Below are 15,277 nucleotides of genomic sequence, written 5' to 3'. Positions count from 1 at the left end.
GCCGTTCTCAGCGCGTCGCGTTGATGGGGTGTTGCAAGCCGGCGCGGGCCGAACTTAAGCCGGCTCGCGCGGCGACGGTTGCTCGTCGATCAGCCGCTCCACCCGCGCCTGCTCTTCGGGCGAGAGCTGCATCAGAGAGTCAGTATCGCCCACCGCGACGCGGGTCTTCCGCCGGCTATTGAGCCACAGCGCCAGCACGCCGCCGCCGAGCAACAACGGCGGCAGCAGCCACAGCAGCAGCGTGTGCAGTTCGAACCGCGGCTTCAGCAGCACGAACTCGCCGTAGCGCGCCACCAGAAAATTGATCACCTGGGAATCGCTGTCGCCGGCGCCGATCCGCTCGCGCACCAGCACGCGCAGATCCTTGGCGAGCGGCGCGTCGGAATCATCGATCGATTGGTTCTGGCAGACCATGCAGCGCAATTCGCGCGACAGATCCCGCGCCCGGCTCTCCTTGACCGGATCGGCCATGATCTCGTCGGGCTGCACCGCATGGGCGGTCGAGCCGCCGATCACCAACGCCGCAATCACCAAGGCTGCGCGAAACTTCTTCACTTGATCACTCCGCCGCCTGCAAGCCGCGCGCTTGTCGCGCCGGCTTCGGCGCACCGACCCGCAGCCGCCGGTCCGAAAGCGACAGCAACCCGCCGAACGCCATCAACAGCGGCCCGAACCAGATCAACAGCACCATCGGCTTGTGATAGATCCGCACCGCGATGCCGCCGTCGGCGGTGGGCTCGCCGAGCGAGACGTAGAGCTGGCTGACGCCGCGGGTCAGCAGCGCTGCCTCCGAGGTGGAGGAGCCGCGCGCGGCGAAGGCGCGCTTCGACGGGTTCATCACCCCGATCGGCAGACCCGCCTCGGTGACGGTGAACTGCGCCAGCAGCTCACGGAAATTCGGTCCCTGCCGCGACTGCAGGCCGTCGAGCTTCAACTCGTAGCCGGCGAGCTTGGCGCTCTGCCCGGCGCTCATGGTGCCGATATATTCGCTATTCCAGGTGGTCTCGCAGACGATCCCGATCAGCGCCACGCCGACACCGGCATGGGCGAAGGCGGTGCCCCAGGTCGAGCGCGGCAGGCCTCGCGCGCGGCGCCACACGATGCCGAGCGGATTGCGGAACAGGCCGATGCGCTCGACCAGATCGACCAAGGCTCCGGCGATCACGAACACGGCCAGCCCGATCGCCAGCGGCGCCAGCGTGCTGCCGCCATGCACGAAGGACCACAGCAGCGCGATCGCGATCAAGGCGGCAACGCCGGCGGCAATCAGCCGCTGCGCCGCGCCGATCAGATCGCCGCGTTTCCACGCCAGCAAGGGGCCGAACGGCACCGCCAGCAGCAGCGGCACGAACAGCGGCCCGAAGGTGAGATTGAAGAACGGCGCGCCAACCGAGATCTTGTCGCCGGTCAGCACTTCCAGCGCCAGCGGATACAGCGTGCCGATGAACACCGTGGCGCAGGCGGTGGTGAGGAACAGATTGTTGAGTACCAGCGCGCCTTCGCGCGAGATCGGCGCGAACAGCCCGCCCTGCTTCAGACTGGAGGCGCGCGAGGCATACAGCGACAGGCTGCCGCCGATGAACACGCACAGGATCAGCAGGATGAACACGCCGCGGGTCGGATCGGTGGCGAAGGCGTGCACCGAGGTCAACACGCCGGAGCGCACCAGGAAGGTGCCGAGCAGCGACAGCGAGAAGGTCAGGATCGACAGCAGGATGGTCCAGACCTTCAGCGCGTTGCGCTTCTCCATCACCACGGCGGAATGCAACAGCGCGGTGCCGGCCAGCCATGGCATCAGCGAGGCGTTCTCGACCGGGTCCCAGAACCACCAGCCGCCCCAGCCGAGTTCGTAATAGGCCCAATACGAGCCCATCGCGATGCCGAGGGTGAGGAAGATCCACGCCATCAGCGTCCACGGCCGCACCCAGCGCGCCCAGGCGGCGTCGACGCGGCCTTCGATCAAGGCGGCGATGGCGAAGGAGAACGAGATCGAGAACCCGACATAGCCGAGATAGAGCATCGGCGGATGGATCGCGAGCCCGATGTCCTGCAGCACCGGATTGAGATCGCGGCCCTCGATCGGCGGGTCGTCGAGACGCAGGAACGGGTTGGAAGTAATCAGGATGAACAGATAGAACGCGGTGGCGATCCAGGCCTGCACCGCCAGCACGTGGGCGCGCAAGCTCAGCGGCAGGTTGTTGCCGAAGGCGGCGACCAGGCCGCCGAACAAGGCCAGGATCGACACCCACAGCAGCATCGAGCCTTCGTGATTGCCCCACACGCCGGTGATCTTGTAGAGCAGCGGCTTGGCGGAATGCGAATTCTCGAACACGTTGGCGACGGAGAAATCCGAGATGACGTACAGGTACACCAGCGCGGTGAACGAGAGGCCGACGAACAGCAGTTGCGCCAGCGCCGCGGAACGCGCGACGTTCATCAAGGCGGGATCGCGCAGCCGCGCGCCGAGCACCGGCACGCTGGCCTGGATCAGCGCCAGCCCGAGCGCCAGCACCAGCGCATAGTGCCCGGCCTCGGCGATCATCGCACGGCCCCCTGTGCGTTGGTCGGTGTCGCGTCGGACCGCACGTCGGGCTTGGCGCCGGACTGTTCCTGCCAGCGGCCCTGTTTCTTGAGCGCGTCGGCGACTTCCTTCGGCATGTAGTTTTCGTCGTGCTTGGCGAGCACGGTATCGGCCTTGAACACGCCGGCTGTATCCAGCGCGCCTTCGGTCACCACGCCCTGCCCTTCGCGGAACAGATCCGGCAGGATGCCTTTGTAGGTCACCGGCACCATGGCGCTGCCGTCGGACACTTTGAAGGACACCGCCAGATTGTCGCCGCGCACCAGTGTGCCGGGTTCCACCAACCCGCCGAGCCGGAACCGCTTGCCGGCGGCGATATGCTGTTCGGCGACCATCTGCGGCGTCGAGAAGAACACGATGGAATCGCGCAACGCGTTCAGCACCAGGGCCGCGGCGACCACCAGAACCGCCGCCGCTCCGCCGATCATCGTCAACCGCCGCTGCTTGCGCGTCATGGTTTACCCATCCAGTCCGAGTGTTTTTACGCCGGCGTCGAGTTGCTTGAGCCGCTCGGTCTTGCCGGCAAGCGCCTGACGCGCCTCGACGATCGCGCTCTTGGCCTTGTCGCGATCGCCCAGCACCATATAGGCACGCAGCAGCCGCAACCATCCCTCGACGTCATCACCGTTCTGTTTCAAGCGCGTTGCGAGGCGGTCCACCATGACCTGGATCATGGCGCCGCGGTCGGCTTCGCTCATGCCTTGCGCCGCCGCCACCGCCTCATCGGGCGGCGCCGGCATCTTGGCGCCGGTCACCCGCGCCAGCGCGCTTTGCACCAAAGGCCGCCACGGCGCCTCCGCCGGCGCCTTGTCCAGCATCGCGCGCCAGATTGCGGCTGCGTCATTCGGGCGGCCGTCCTGCTCGGCGGACAGCCCCAGGAAGTAACGCGCCTTGACCTCGTCGGCATCGAGCGCCACCGCGCGTTCGAATTCCACCTTGGCTTCGGCGGTGATCACCCCGCCGGCGGCCGCGGCGATGGTCTCGCCGAGATCGGCGCGGCGCTCGGCGCTGTCCGGGCCATAGGTCAGCGCTTTGCGATAGGCCTGCACGGCGTCGTCGAAGCGTCCCAGCCGCGACAACACCGGCGCCAGCACGGTCCAGCCGCGGGCGTCGGTCGGGTTCTTCTCCAGATGCGCCTCGACCTTGGTCACCAGATTGTCGAGCGGTTCGGTGGCGCTGGGCATGCGGGTGCGCTGCGCCAGCGGAAAATCGGCTATCTGCGGCGAGCCGAGCGGCAGATAGAACGCCACCGCCAAGAGCGGCAATCCGACCAGCGCGATCACCGACACCGCGCGCCGCGCGCCGGTACGGGCAGCAGCCGGCGGCGTCCGCTCGGCGTCGGCGGCCCCCAGCAGGCGGCGGCTGATCTCGACCCGGGCGGCATCCGCCTCAGCCCCGCCGATCAGGCCGACCTCGGCATCGCGCTCGATTTCCGCGAGTTGATCCTTGTAGACGTTGGTTTCGCTGCCTTCGCGCGCGGTCTGCGGCCTGCGGCCGAGCGGCCACACCACCGCGAAGATCGCCGCGGCGGTCATCATCGCGAACACGAACCACAACGTCATGCAAACGAGTTCCCGTGAAAGCCGCCACGCCGGTCCGGCGCCGGACCCGGGTTACACCATGCCCGAGCCGCCGGCGCAATTGACTTTTGCGTCCCGGCGCTGGTGAAAATACTTGTGAATGAAGGCGTTTAGATCAGCCCGCCCGGCTCGGCTTGCGCTCCACCACCACCATGGCGTTGTCCGCCGCCCGGCTCATCAGCGAGGCGTAGTCCTGGCCGAACAGCGCCTCGCAGAACCGGATCGCCGCCTTGACCTGCATCTGCCGGAACCCGCGCACTTTCGCATCGGCGCCGCGCAACGCCTGCACCAGCGCCTCGGTGGATTTTTCGACATATTGCTGCAGGTCGGAATAGGTGCGCAGCGTCACCTCGTTGATCGCCAGTTCGCTGGCATAGGTGCGGCAGACCGCCACGAAGGCGATCAGCGCCAGCACCTCGTCGATTTCGCTGGGATCGATCTTGGTGGTCGCCGCGATGTCCTTGTCGGGGCGCTGCCGCAGCAGCCGGCGAACCCGGCCCGGCACGCTCTCGATCTCCGATTGCAGCGAATTGGAGATGTCGACCCTGATCGCGGCCATTTGCCGACCCCACACCGAGTCGTTGCGCAGATCGAGTTCGGTGCGCACGCCGCGCAAGCCATCGTGCACCAGCTTCAGGCGTTCGGCGAAGTTCTCGAAGTGGCCGCGCTTGATCTGCGCGCGCAGGTCGGCGACCAGATGCGCCAGATCGTGCAGCGCCATGGTGACGGCGACGCCAAGAGGAATTGCCGCGACCCTGACCTCGTCGTCGGAACTGGCGATCCGCACCGCGATCCGGATGATCTGCCAGGGCGCCGACAGCCGCTGCATCACCAACGACAGCGCGAACGGCAACACCAGCGGCGTCTGCAGCGAGGGAACGTTGAGCGTGGCGATCACCGAATTGACCTGGGCATCGCCGAATGCCCCGAGGCCGCCGGGCAACTTGTCGGACAATGCGTCGAGCGCGTCTCGATTCTTCAACACCGCGCCGACCGCGCGCAGGTCTTCCACCACCGCAGCCGAACCGATCCGAGCCAGCATGCGCTGATTGTCGCCGCCGGGGGCCACCGAGGTCGCCTGGGCGATCGCGTCGGCGGCGGCCATCTGTAGCTTCCGCGCGGCGTGAGCGATCTCCGAGGATGTCCCGCCGCCACGCAGCCGCGCCAGCGTCGCCTCGAATTCGGCCACCGCCTGCGGTGCGCCGTCGCGCCCGAGCCATTGCCAAACCGGCAGCAGCGAGGCGCGGCGGATCTGACCGGGCCGAACCGCGCCGGAATGTTCGACCAGGAACGGCTCGAGCGGTCGGAACAGCAGCCGTGCCGGGTCGTCGGTGCGTGCCGGCGCCTCTTCGTCGGTGCCGCGGACGATCTGGCGCAACTGGCCGAGCACGAAATTGGCGACGGTGGCGTCTTCGCCGCGTTCGATGGAGCGCTCAAATTCCCGGATCAGCAGCGCCTGGGCCTGCGGCGGCAGCTGCGCGAGATAGTCTCTGAGACGCTCGGTCGATGTCTGGCTCATGCGCCCAAATCTGCAGGCTCAGGATCCGCGCACCCATCGGCGCGCGCCGGTCCGCACGTTTCCATTGTGATCGACGCCCCGCGGCGTCACCGCTGGTTCTAACAGGATCGTCGTTAAGAAGGTCTTGAGGACCCCATAACTCGCCCGAAGTCAACGTGCGCGCGCAATCTTGTGGGGATGACGGGGCGGCCGAGGCCGGGGGTGGACGGCCGGCGAAGGGCCGCGCAGCCAAGGCTAGCTGGCGACGGTCCAGGGCCCATCCGGACCATGACAGGCGGTGCCGCGCGCGATCTCGATCTGGCCCGCGATGGTCACGGTGTGGGAATAGCCGCGGCAGGTTGCACCTTGCCGGGCATAGGCCGGGCCCGGCACGATATTACCGTAGCGTCCAGAGGCCGGATTGCGCCACGGCACCGGGGCGCCGGGGGCGCCATTGTCCAGCGCCTCGATCTGCGCCTTATAGGCCAGCCGGCGGTCGTCGTCATCGAGCCTGGTGCCGATCTTGGACCCGATCATGCCGCCGAGCGCGGCCTCGGTGACTGCCGCCGCCGCATCGCGCTCGGCCGCCCGGGCATTGGCCGGCGGTGCGGCGCTGAACGCCCGGCTGAGGCCGCCGGTGCCCAGCCCGCCGCTGGTGACGTCGCAGCCGCCGAGCAAAAGCCCGGCGAGCAAGACCAAAGCGGCGTGGGTGCGGTTCATGAGGGCCCAATGACTTCTTGCCCAGCCGGTCGCCGGACAGGGAACCCATATCCAACTGAGAATCTGGGCAGGAAAGCGGCGGAAATCGAAAGGGAGGCGCGTTCCGGCGAAATCCGCAGCGGCGGTTGCACCGTCGCCATCAGGCTGGCGGCGGGGTCGAGGAGGACTTCGGACCGTGCTGGCCGATGAAGAAAAACACGCCGGGGAAAAGAAACGCGATGATCGCAATCGTTGTCCAAATGACGGACAACGCAGTTCGCTAAGCTGCCGCCGGGGCGCGGCGGTGGCGGACGATATAATCGACGACCTTCTCCAGGTCGGCCTTGCTTTCCGGTCCGCCCGCGCATTCGCGGATGGCCTCGCTGACCAAATCGATGTTGCCTTCGGCGACAACGACCAATTGATCGATCAGCTCGGAATTCTTCATGGTGACAAGCATATCCTTCTCCCGTCACCCTAAAACCCATGGACGCCGGATTCGTTCACGCCAAAGATACACTCGGCCGATCGCAACGCAAGCAGGCCGACTTGGCGATGGTGTCGCGGTTCGGCCAAGATAGGGTTAACTCCTGTGCGGGGGCAAGCCTCTGCTGGGCAAGCCTCGCCCAGCGATTGCGTGCTCTCAGGGGCGCCCCCTCACCCCCCCGGCAACAACAGCTCCGCCCGCAGCCCGCCGATCGGGGCTTCGCTGAGCTTAAGGCTGCCGCCGTACAGCGCCGCGAGGTCGGTGACGATCGACAGCCCGAGCCCGGAGCCGGGCTTCGACTCGTCGAGCCTTTGGCCGCGGCGCAGCACCTGGGCGCGCTCGGCGGCCGACAGCCCGCGGCCGTCGTCGTCGACCACGATGCGCAGCACCGCCGCCGGATCGGCGCTGCCGGCGCGCTGCAGGGCGACCTCGATGAACACCCGCGCTTCCGCCCATTTGCAGGCGTTGTCGATCAGATTGCCGACCATTTCCTCCAAATCCTGGCGCTCGCCGCGGAATTTCGCCGCGGCGGCGGCCTCGACGTCGATCGCGATGCAGCGCTCGCGGTGGATCTTTTCCATGGTCCGGCGCAACGCCTCGATCACCGGCGCGACCTCGGTGACGGTGCCGACCACGGTCAGCCGCGCCGCGATCCGCGCCCGCTGCAGATGGTGGGTGACCTGGTCGCGCATCACGTCGGCCTGCTCCAACACCTTGGCGGCGAAGGCGTCGCCGGGGTGCGCCGCCGCTTCGTTGATGATCACCGACAACGGCGTCTTGATCGCATGCGCCAGATTGCCGACATGGGTGCGCGCCCGCTCGACGATCTGGCGGTTGGCGTCGATCAGCGCGTTAGTTTCCCGCGCCAAGGGCGCGATCTCGACCGGGAATTCGCCCTCCAGCCGCTCGGCGCGGCCGGAGCGGATGTCGGCAATGGAATCCGAAATCCGCTTCAGCGGCGCTAAGCCGAAGCGGACCTGGAAAATCGTGGTCAGCAGCAGCCCGATCGACAGCGCCAGGAAGGTGCTGGCCAGATAGTAATCGAAAGTCCTGGTCTCCTCGAAGATCTCGGTGGCGTCGCCCGCCACCGTGACCAGGAACTTGCCGTCGGCGCCGAGATCGACCGGCCGCTCCACCATCCGCAGGTTCTGGCCTTCGGGGCCGTCGACATAGCCCTGGCGAACGCCCGCGGCGGTGAGTTCGACGCCCTGATCCTGTAGGTGCGACAGCTTGCGATCCCACAGCGAACGCGAGCCGCGCAATTCGGGTTTTTCGGAATCGGTGCGCGCGATCTGCCAGTACCAACCGGACAGCGGCAGATCGAACAACGGCTCGCCGAGCGATTGGAATTGGCGCTCCGGCGGCTCGTCGGGCGTCGCCACCTCGGCCACCAAGGTGCGCAGATAGAGGTTCAGCCGGCGGTCGAAGGCGCGCTCGGAGGCCTGCCGATACACCGACGACAGCACGATGCCGGTGATCGCCAGGATCACCACCACCCAGGCGGTCGCCGACAGGAACAGCCGGGTGGCGAGCGAACTGCCGCGCATCAGCGCAGGATCCTGAGGCAGATGATGGGACGGCGCGTCATGCCCTCACAACAGACCAAGCCGCCGGCCGGATCAAGGCCGTTGATGGGCCGCGGGCGCAGCCGGCGGCGGCGTCAGCAGATAGCCGAGCCCGCGCACGGTCTGGATGATGTCGACGTCGAGCTTCTTGCGGATGCGGCCGACGAACACCTCGATGGTGTTGGAATCGCGATCGAAGTCTTGGTCGTACAGATGCTCGACCAGTTCGGTGCGCGACACCACGCGTCCGGAATGGTGCATCAGATAGGCCAACAGCCGATATTCGTGCGAGGTCATCTTCACCGGGTTGCCGTTGACGCTGACCCGTCCGGTGCGGGTATCGAGCACCACCGGGCCGCAGGTCAGTTCGGACTGCGCGTGACCGGCGGAGCGGCGCAGCAGCGCGCGCAGCCGCGCCAGCACCTCTTCCAGATGAAACGGCTTGGCGACATAGTCGTCGGCGCCGGCGTCGAAGCCCTGCACCTTGTCGCTCCAGCGGTCGCGCGCGGTCAGGATCAAGACCGGCATCGCGCGGTGATTGCGCCGCCAGGCTTCCAGCACCGAGATGCCGTCCATCTTCGGCAGGCCGATATCCAGCACCACCGCGTCGTAAGGCTCGGTGTCGCCGAGGAAGTGGCCTTCCTCGCCGTCGAAGGCGCGGTCGACCACATAGCCGGCGTCGGTCAGCGCGGTGGTGAGCTGACGATTGAGATCGGGATCATCTTCAACGACGAGCAGACGCAAGACCGTCTCCGTAGTCCAGTTATTTGGGCGCGATCGCCGCCGTGCAGATGAGGCTCGGCGGCGTGAACGACCGATGAACGCCGCGGTGCGAAACAATTACTTTTTCTTCACGACCGCCTTGACCAGCTTTTCGATCGCGCCGGGCGCGTCCTGCCCGGTCGCGGCCGAAACCTTTTCCCGGGTCCGGCCGCCGATATAGACGCCTAGCACGCCGAATCGGAAGCCCCAATAGGTCACCAGCAGCGCGGTGGCGCCGACCAGCGCGTTGATGGTGGCGACGTCGCCGGTCCAGAATTCGTGGATCAGCACCGCCCACAAGGCGGCGCATTCCAGCGTCAGCTCCCAGGCATAGGCCGGCCGCCACCAGCGCTGCACCACGTCGTCGCTGCCGATCTCGGCGCGGATGGTGGCCTGGGTCTCACTGATCGCGGTGCGCTGGGTCTCCGCCTCGGCGCGGATCGTCTCGATCCATTGCGCTTCGGCCTCGGCGAGCTTTTGCGGATCGGCCGCCGGCAGCGCCGCCTGCACAGCGGCCGGCGTCGGCGCCGCCGACCCCAGCGCCTGCGCCAGAATATTGCCGGCGGCGCCGCCGAGCGGGCCGCCCAGCGCGGTGCCGAGCAAAGGCGCGCCCGCCGCGATCACCTGTTTGCCGAGATCGTTCCAGTCCATGCTCAGCTCCTCTTGCAGGCCGCGGCCAGCGCGGCGACGAATCTTGCAACGATCGATGGTGCCGACGCGGCGGCCGGCGGCGCCGCAAGATCGCGCGGCCCCGGCACCGACGCCGGCGGCTCGGGCGCGATCGACGGACTGTCGACCGCCGGAAGCCTCGCCGCGGTCCCGGGCACCGGGGCCGCGGCGAGCGCCGCCTTCCATTTCGCCAGCCAGGCCTTGCGCTGCGACAGCCCGATGCTGCCGCCGTTCAGCCTTCTGGTGACGCCGACGATGTCGTCGGCCTTGGCGAACGGCAGGCAGCCGCAAGCGATGAAATCGGCGACGCCGCATTGCAGAAAATGTTCTGGCGACAGCAGCAGGTCGGGATGGTTGACGAGGTCGAGCCCGGTGGCCGCGGCGAGCCGTGCGTAGCCCTCGCGGCCGGTGGTCTGCGCAGCCCCGCGACCGCGGAAATTCCAGCCATCATCGGAGCCCGCGGCATTGCCCATCCGGCCGTTGTAGACCTTGTTGGCCAGCGCCTTCGGGTCGTGCGCGTAGCGCCGCGCGCTCGCCGTCGTGGGAAACCGCGACGGCCACACCTGCATCATCCGGCCGGCGGTGTAGTTGAGGTTTTCAACCACGTCGTGGCCGGCGCCGCATTCGTGGGAGATCTGCGCCATCACATGCGCGACGAGCTGCGGCGTAGTGATACCGTATTTGTCGAACACCGACGGCGCCGATGCGACGATCCCGGCACGCAGCCCGGCGATCTTGTCGTCGCCGCCGGGCCACAGACGCGTCAAAGCTTCGCCGAAGGACGATTGTGCCATGCAATTCCTCCCGATGATGGATGAAGCCGGTACTATGAGGCCCGCGACCGGAGTGACGCGCGGCCCGATCGACACCGCCCCCCCTCAGTCAGTGCTGATACCCCGCGCCAACGACGACGCTTCCGACTGGAGGACTCGATGACCGAGTGCGTTGAGCAGCGGAGACGGGCTTAGGCGTCGCCCATTCGTCGATAGGTCAATATTCGGCAGACCGGCACTGCCTTCGATAAGCTGCACGACTTGCCCTGGCTGGCCCTGCAGAGTTCAATATTCGCCGTGCATGATCGTGCGTATTGCACGACGTGCTAGCGGGCTGCTAATATCGTGAACCTTACCGTTCTCTGCTTTGCCTATAACGCGCGGTCAATCCGTGCTGCTTAACAAGGAACGTCCATGTCCATTGAGGCGCCTCAAGGCCTACGCGCACCGCTCGGACTGACGCCAGCCATTCACCAGCAGGATTTCATCTTCGATTTTGTGCAGAGGGCCATCACGCCGGAGAAAGAGGCGTTCGAATATTACTTCGGCTCCGGCCGGAAATCGGCCAATAATCTGCGCGCCGTCCTCGAGGCCGACACCACCATCGATCCGGACTGCCGTTTCAGTCTGCTCGAGTTCGCCTCCGGCTACGGCTGCGTCACCAGGCACTTACCAACCGAGTTGCCGAATGCGGAAATAACCGCTTGCGACATCCATCAGGAGGCGATGGATTTCATCAGCCGGGAAATGAAGATCGACACCGCGCTTTCCCAGACCAAGCCCAGCTTGTTCAACATCGGCAGGCAGTTTGACGTGGTATTTGCGCTGTCATTCTTCTCTCATATGCCTGATCGTACTTTCGGTCCGTGGCTCGAGGAACTGTTTCGCCATGTCAAGCCGGGCGGCTTTCTGATCTTCACCACCCATGGTGAAACTTCGATGAGAAACGAAGGAGTTCAGAGCGTCGCCACCAAGGACGGATTCTGGTTCGGCGCCAACAGCGAGCAAAAGGATCTTGACACCGCCGAATACGGCACGACGTTTTCGCTTCCCATCTACGTCACACGTCAGATCTATCGACGGCTAAAGGCGCCGATCACCGTGCTGCGAACGGCCTTTTGGTGGGAGCAGCAGGACGCATATGTGGTCGCGATGCCCGAAGACGCCAATTGGGAGCTGTTTCCGAAAGATTTCGATGGGGAGCTGTATTTGCGTCTTCATCCGGACGTGAAGGAAGCCAGCGTGGATCCTCGCGTGCATTACCTCACCCATGGCAGAGGCGAAGGACGCCATTATCGATAGGTCTCTGCAGAAGCTGCGGATGATTGATGTTACCTAACCACGCCCGAGACAACCTGGCTCCAAAGCGGGACCATCGGCTCTCGGGCGCCCCGGGTTGTGTTTGCCTCGAAAAATGTTACGAGTCACTCTTGATAGAGTGCGGGCTGGGCTCTCTGAAAACGAGGCGAGATGGATATGGCTAGCGAGAGTTATTCCGCGTCGAACGCGGTCGATGGACTCCATCTCGAAATCTTGCGGGATGGCAAGACCGTTCAAGTTCCGATGAACGAACTGCCGACGTTTCAATTCGAGGACGGTGACGAAATTTCGCTCCTTCCCGAGAGCGAGGCGTCGAAGTGGCCACTGACTGAATTTGGAGCGAGGCATGTCTATGTCGACGGTCAGGCCTACCGAATCCCACGTCGATACATCATTGCAGAATACAAGGGTTTCTCTTTACTCGAAGACCTCGTTGAATTGACCGGCGGCGGCATGGGCAATTTTGCTCAGATCGCCCAGATGCACCTTTCTATTTATCATACCTATCTTGGGCTCAGACCTGACATGACGGTGCTGGAGGTCGGAAGCGGTATCGGAAGGGACGCATTCGAATTCATCGACTATCTCAATTCCGACGGACGCTATATTGGCGTTGATATCACGCGCGATTCGATCGAGTGGTGTCGTCGCAACATCACTTCGCGACATCCGAATTTCGAGTTTCATCACTTCGATTCAAAGCACGAGATGTACAACCCTCTGGGGAAATGCTCGTCGCTGGATTTCGTTCTGCCGGCCGAAGACAATTCGGTCGATCGAATCTTTCTGACGTCGGTGTTCACCCATTTGTTCGAAGAGGAGATCACGCACTATCTAAAGGAATTCGCGCGCGTGCTTAAACCGGACGGACTGGTATACGCCAGCTTCTTTCTTTACGAGCCCGTCGCAGTCGCGCACGCCGCCAAGCAGCCGACGGGGCTGAAATTCAGGCACCCGTACAGCGACGGCTTTTTTATCGACAGCCCCGAAATCGAAACCGCCGCCGTTGCCATCACCGATGAAGCGATGACCCGTATGATTGGCCGCGCCGGGTTGACGAATGCCCGGCCTTATCTTCGCGGATTCTGGTCCGGCATCACCGATGGCGCACATTTCGGGCAGGACGCGGCGATACTGGCACGAGCAACCTCGCCTTCGAACGACGTCGCTTTTGGTCTGCTACCTAGCGACTTCGATGGTGAACTGTATCTCCGCCTGCATCCGGACGTGAAGCAGGCGGGGATGAACCCCGGGGATCACTATTTGATCCATGGCCGAAGAGAAGGGCGCCGTTACCGATAGTACCGTAGATGTGCAAGATAATTGATCCGCACCCACTGCGATGCGCCTTTACAATTCGGCATCAAACTGAATGTAGGCAACCGTCGTAGCATTGGCCTGAAACAGGCTCGCATAGCCGGCAACCCCGCCGCTCGCAAGGGAGAGATTGGCCCGCGCGCCGTATCTCGTTGGTTGGCTGAAGGCGATGGCGGTCGGTACTACAGGGCCATCATGAATCGTGAACGTACTGGCGGCTGACGAAGTCACACTGACGACTCCTCGTTTCTCTGAGCACTGCACAAACACGTACGAAGTTGTCGCTCCGACATCCGCCGCGGTGCCGAACTGTTTGAAGTTGTCGTCGACGCTGCTGATCCGTTCGCAGTAGCGCTTGCAGTCGGCGAACTCCGCGGCGAACGAGCGCATCGCGAACGGGGTTGCGACGGTGCCGGATTCCAGCTTGACCGTCGCCAGCGTTCCGGCGTTGAACTCGACCGACATCACCGCGCCGGCGGCCTGCCCGGCGATCACGATCGGGCTGTTCGCGTAGGCGCCGGACGGCGTGGCGGAGTTGATGCCGAGCCGTCCTTGCGCGGTTCCGCTCCAGCTCAGCACATACGAGCCGCCGACGACGTTCTTGGCCTCGACGATCTGCAACAGCGTCTTGCCGACCGCGATGTTGATTTGGGTGCTGCCGGCCGACTGCACGAAGGAATAGTCGCCGCCGCCGGCGCCGGCCTTCCAGCGATCGTGACCGTAGACTCCGGCCGGCAACGCCGCGGCCGAAGCGTACCACCGCTGATTGATGCGAAACTCGCCGTTGAGCAGCACGTTGGCCGCGGCGATGCCGGCATTGGCCCGCGCCTGGTCCTGCTGCGCCGAGGTCAGCGCCTGCGCGGCGTCGGCGCGCAGGCCGAGGCCGCCCGCGATCGCCTGCCAGCGCGCCGCGGTGCCGTCGTAGCGCAGCACCGCGGCCTGTTTGGCGGCGATCGTCAAATTGCCGCCGAACGAAAAACGATTGGCCGCCGCCGACGCCGCGCTGTCGTCGAGCAGCGTGATGGCCTGGCCGCCGACATTGCCGACGACGATGACGCGGCCCTCGGCGCCGCCGGCCAGCCCGCTGATGCTGCGCGCGGCGTCCGCCGACACTCGCAGCACCGCGGCCGACGCCAGCCCGGCCGGCGCGTAGTCGTTCTGATTGGCGGTGATCTCGACCGGCGCGATGATGCCGGAAAGCGATAGCGCGCGCGGCAGAACGGCGTTGCCGCTGGCGGCGTCGATGGCGAGCGCCTCGGTCCAGCTTGAGCCGTCGCCGGACACCTTGAGCTTGAACGCGTCGGAGCCGACCAGGCCGAATTCGGCGCGCCCGGAATAGGCGTCGGAGAACACCACGGAGGCGGTGTTGGCGGCGCTCTGTTTCGACACTTGGATCCGGACGTCGCCGCTGCCGCCGTCGGCGGCGTCGACCGCGGCGAACAACGCGGCGTTGGATTTGACGCTGAGGCGGTTGGCGTTGTCGGCGGTGGTGTTGACGCCGAACCGCGCGACGTTGTCGAGGCTCTGCAGAGAGCGCCAGGCGGTGCCGTCGAACACCAGCTGCGCGGCGTCCGCCACCGACCAGACGCACCAGCCGGCATTGGGCGCGAGAAAGCTCCAGGCGCCGCCCTGATAGCTGGCGATGGCGCCCGCCCGGCCGGCCCAGGCGCCGACGGCGCCGGCCGCGACGAGGTGGCGCTGGCCCTCCGCCGGGCCGGGCGGCGGCGCGCTACGGTCGCGATCCTGCACCGCGATCTGGATCGCAGCGTCGAGGATTTGCAGCGCCTCGTTGTGGGTGACGTGCTTCTGCGCCTGGCTGGCCTCGATCAGCGGCAGATGCAAATTGGCGGTGTCGGTCATGGCATTCTCCTCGCGGCGCTGCTGACTGCTGGCCTTTCATCCGGCGTGCCACGGACGCGGCGCACCACGCCGCGCATGCGGCGTGGTGGTGCGCCGCAGAGCCGGGGCCGTTACGGAACGCGGCATACGTAACGGTCCCGGTTCTGCGAAGCGGCACTGCGTGCCG

At 65.8% G+C, this 15,277-nt stretch carries 14 protein-coding genes; 2 read left to right on the top strand and 12 right to left on the bottom strand.

Features of this window, described 5'->3' with window-relative positions; genetic code table 11:
- Positions 1 to 54: 54 nt before the first annotated feature.
- From RPC_RS09205 to RPC_RS09155, 11 genes are all read right to left on the bottom strand, one after another.
- Complete coding sequence (locus RPC_RS09205; protein WP_011472300.1) at positions 55 to 555, bottom strand: cytochrome c-type biogenesis protein; 501 nt, start codon at positions 553 to 555, stop codon at positions 55 to 57.
- Between the two features lie 4 nt (positions 556 to 559).
- The gene (locus RPC_RS09200; RefSeq protein ID WP_011472299.1) at positions 560 to 2,542 is read right to left on the bottom strand and encodes a heme lyase CcmF/NrfE family subunit; all 1,983 of its coding nucleotides are present in this window, start codon (positions 2,540 to 2,542) and stop codon (positions 560 to 562) included.
- Entirely contained in the window at positions 2,539 to 3,036 is a 498-nt protein-coding gene (gene ccmE / locus RPC_RS09195; protein WP_011472298.1) for a cytochrome c maturation protein CcmE, read from the bottom strand. Before ccmE ends, RPC_RS09200 begins: the two co-directional genes overlap by 4 nt.
- Positions 3,037 to 3,039: 3 nt before the next feature.
- Positions 3,040 to 4,143 (bottom strand): c-type cytochrome biogenesis protein CcmI, encoded by a 1,104-nt coding sequence (ccmI, locus tag RPC_RS09190; protein ID WP_011472297.1) that lies wholly within the window; start codon positions 4,141 to 4,143, stop codon positions 3,040 to 3,042.
- 133 nt (positions 4,144 to 4,276) lie between these two features.
- Entirely contained in the window at positions 4,277 to 5,680 is a 1,404-nt protein-coding gene (locus RPC_RS09185; RefSeq protein ID WP_011472296.1) for a hypothetical protein, read from the bottom strand.
- A 234-nt stretch (positions 5,681 to 5,914) separates the two neighbouring features.
- Positions 5,915 to 6,379 carry an RT0821/Lpp0805 family surface protein gene (locus RPC_RS09180; RefSeq protein WP_011472295.1) on the bottom strand — a complete coding sequence of 155 codons (465 nt, stop codon included), beginning with the start codon at positions 6,377 to 6,379 and terminating at the stop codon, positions 5,915 to 5,917.
- A 259-nt stretch (positions 6,380 to 6,638) separates the two neighbouring features.
- Positions 6,639 to 6,806 (bottom strand): hypothetical protein, encoded by a 168-nt coding sequence (locus tag RPC_RS09175; protein ID WP_157043165.1) that lies wholly within the window; start codon positions 6,804 to 6,806, stop codon positions 6,639 to 6,641.
- 209 nt (positions 6,807 to 7,015) lie between these two features.
- A complete protein-coding gene (locus RPC_RS09170; RefSeq protein ID WP_011472294.1) occupies positions 7,016 to 8,392 on the bottom strand; it encodes an ATP-binding protein in 1,377 nt (458 codons plus the stop codon).
- Positions 8,393 to 8,464: 72 nt separating this feature from the next.
- The gene (locus tag RPC_RS09165) at positions 8,465 to 9,154 is read right to left on the bottom strand and encodes a response regulator transcription factor (protein WP_011472293.1); all 690 of its coding nucleotides are present in this window, start codon (positions 9,152 to 9,154) and stop codon (positions 8,465 to 8,467) included.
- 96 nt (positions 9,155 to 9,250) lie between these two features.
- Positions 9,251 to 9,823, bottom strand: coding sequence for a 3TM-type holin (locus RPC_RS09160; protein ID WP_011472292.1), 573 nt, complete (start codon positions 9,821 to 9,823; stop codon positions 9,251 to 9,253).
- 2 nt (positions 9,824 to 9,825) lie between these two features.
- Positions 9,826 to 10,635: a glycoside hydrolase family 19 protein gene (locus tag RPC_RS09155; protein WP_011472291.1), complete on the bottom strand. Its 810-nt coding sequence runs from the start codon at positions 10,633 to 10,635 to the stop codon at positions 9,826 to 9,828.
- 393 nt (positions 10,636 to 11,028) lie between these two features.
- On the opposite strand from RPC_RS09155, the gene RPC_RS09150 reads away from it, so the two are divergent.
- Complete coding sequence (locus tag RPC_RS09150) at positions 11,029 to 11,916, top strand: class I SAM-dependent methyltransferase (RefSeq protein WP_011472290.1); 888 nt, start codon at positions 11,029 to 11,031, stop codon at positions 11,914 to 11,916.
- Positions 11,917 to 12,084: 168 nt separating this feature from the next.
- Positions 12,085 to 13,236: a class I SAM-dependent methyltransferase gene (locus tag RPC_RS25000; RefSeq protein ID WP_080507325.1), complete on the top strand. Its 1,152-nt coding sequence runs from the start codon at positions 12,085 to 12,087 to the stop codon at positions 13,234 to 13,236.
- A 48-nt stretch (positions 13,237 to 13,284) separates the two neighbouring features.
- Here the strand turns inward: RPC_RS25000 and RPC_RS24995 are convergent, their stop codons facing one another.
- Positions 13,285 to 15,111 carry a DUF2793 domain-containing protein gene (locus RPC_RS24995; RefSeq protein ID WP_011472288.1) on the bottom strand — a complete coding sequence of 609 codons (1,827 nt, stop codon included), beginning with the start codon at positions 15,109 to 15,111 and terminating at the stop codon, positions 13,285 to 13,287.
- Between the last annotated feature and the right edge of the window lie 166 nt (positions 15,112 to 15,277).

Origin of the sequence: Rhodopseudomonas palustris BisB18, from assembly GCF_000013745.1 — a bacterium.
Classification (GTDB): Bacteria; Pseudomonadota; Alphaproteobacteria; order Rhizobiales; family Xanthobacteraceae; genus Rhodopseudomonas_A; species Rhodopseudomonas_A palustris_F.
This window is presented reverse-complemented; position numbering and strand designations above follow the sequence as displayed.

Bases quoted from the DNA above. Each gene is read 5' to 3' on its own strand.
- RPC_RS09200 (WP_011472299.1), bottom strand. From the start codon at position 2,542: ATGATCGCCGAGGCCGGGCACTATGCGCTGGTGCTGGCGCTCGGGCTG.
- RPC_RS09155 (WP_011472291.1), bottom strand. From the start codon at position 10,635: ATGGCACAATCGTCCTTCGGCGAAGCTTTGACGCGTCTGTGGCCCGGC.
- RPC_RS09185 (WP_011472296.1), bottom strand. From the start codon at position 5,680: ATGAGCCAGACATCGACCGAGCGTCTCAGAGACTATCTCGCGCAGCTG.
- RPC_RS09175 (WP_157043165.1), bottom strand. From the start codon at position 6,806: ATGAAGAATTCCGAGCTGATCGATCAATTGGTCGTTGTCGCCGAAGGC.
- RPC_RS09160 (WP_011472292.1), bottom strand. From the start codon at position 9,823: ATGGACTGGAACGATCTCGGCAAACAGGTGATCGCGGCGGGCGCGCCT.
- RPC_RS24995 (WP_011472288.1), bottom strand. From the start codon at position 15,111: ATGACCGACACCGCCAATTTGCATCTGCCGCTGATCGAGGCCAGCCAG.
- RPC_RS25000 (WP_080507325.1), top strand. From the start codon at position 12,085: ATGGATATGGCTAGCGAGAGTTATTCCGCGTCGAACGCGGTCGATGGA.
- ccmE (WP_011472298.1), bottom strand. From the start codon at position 3,036: ATGACGCGCAAGCAGCGGCGGTTGACGATGATCGGCGGAGCGGCGGCG.
- RPC_RS09180 (WP_011472295.1), bottom strand. From the start codon at position 6,379: ATGAACCGCACCCACGCCGCTTTGGTCTTGCTCGCCGGGCTTTTGCTC.
- RPC_RS09170 (WP_011472294.1), bottom strand. From the start codon at position 8,392: ATGCGCGGCAGTTCGCTCGCCACCCGGCTGTTCCTGTCGGCGACCGCC.
- ccmI (WP_011472297.1), bottom strand. From the start codon at position 4,143: ATGACGTTGTGGTTCGTGTTCGCGATGATGACCGCCGCGGCGATCTTC.
- RPC_RS09150 (WP_011472290.1), top strand. From the start codon at position 11,029: ATGTCCATTGAGGCGCCTCAAGGCCTACGCGCACCGCTCGGACTGACG.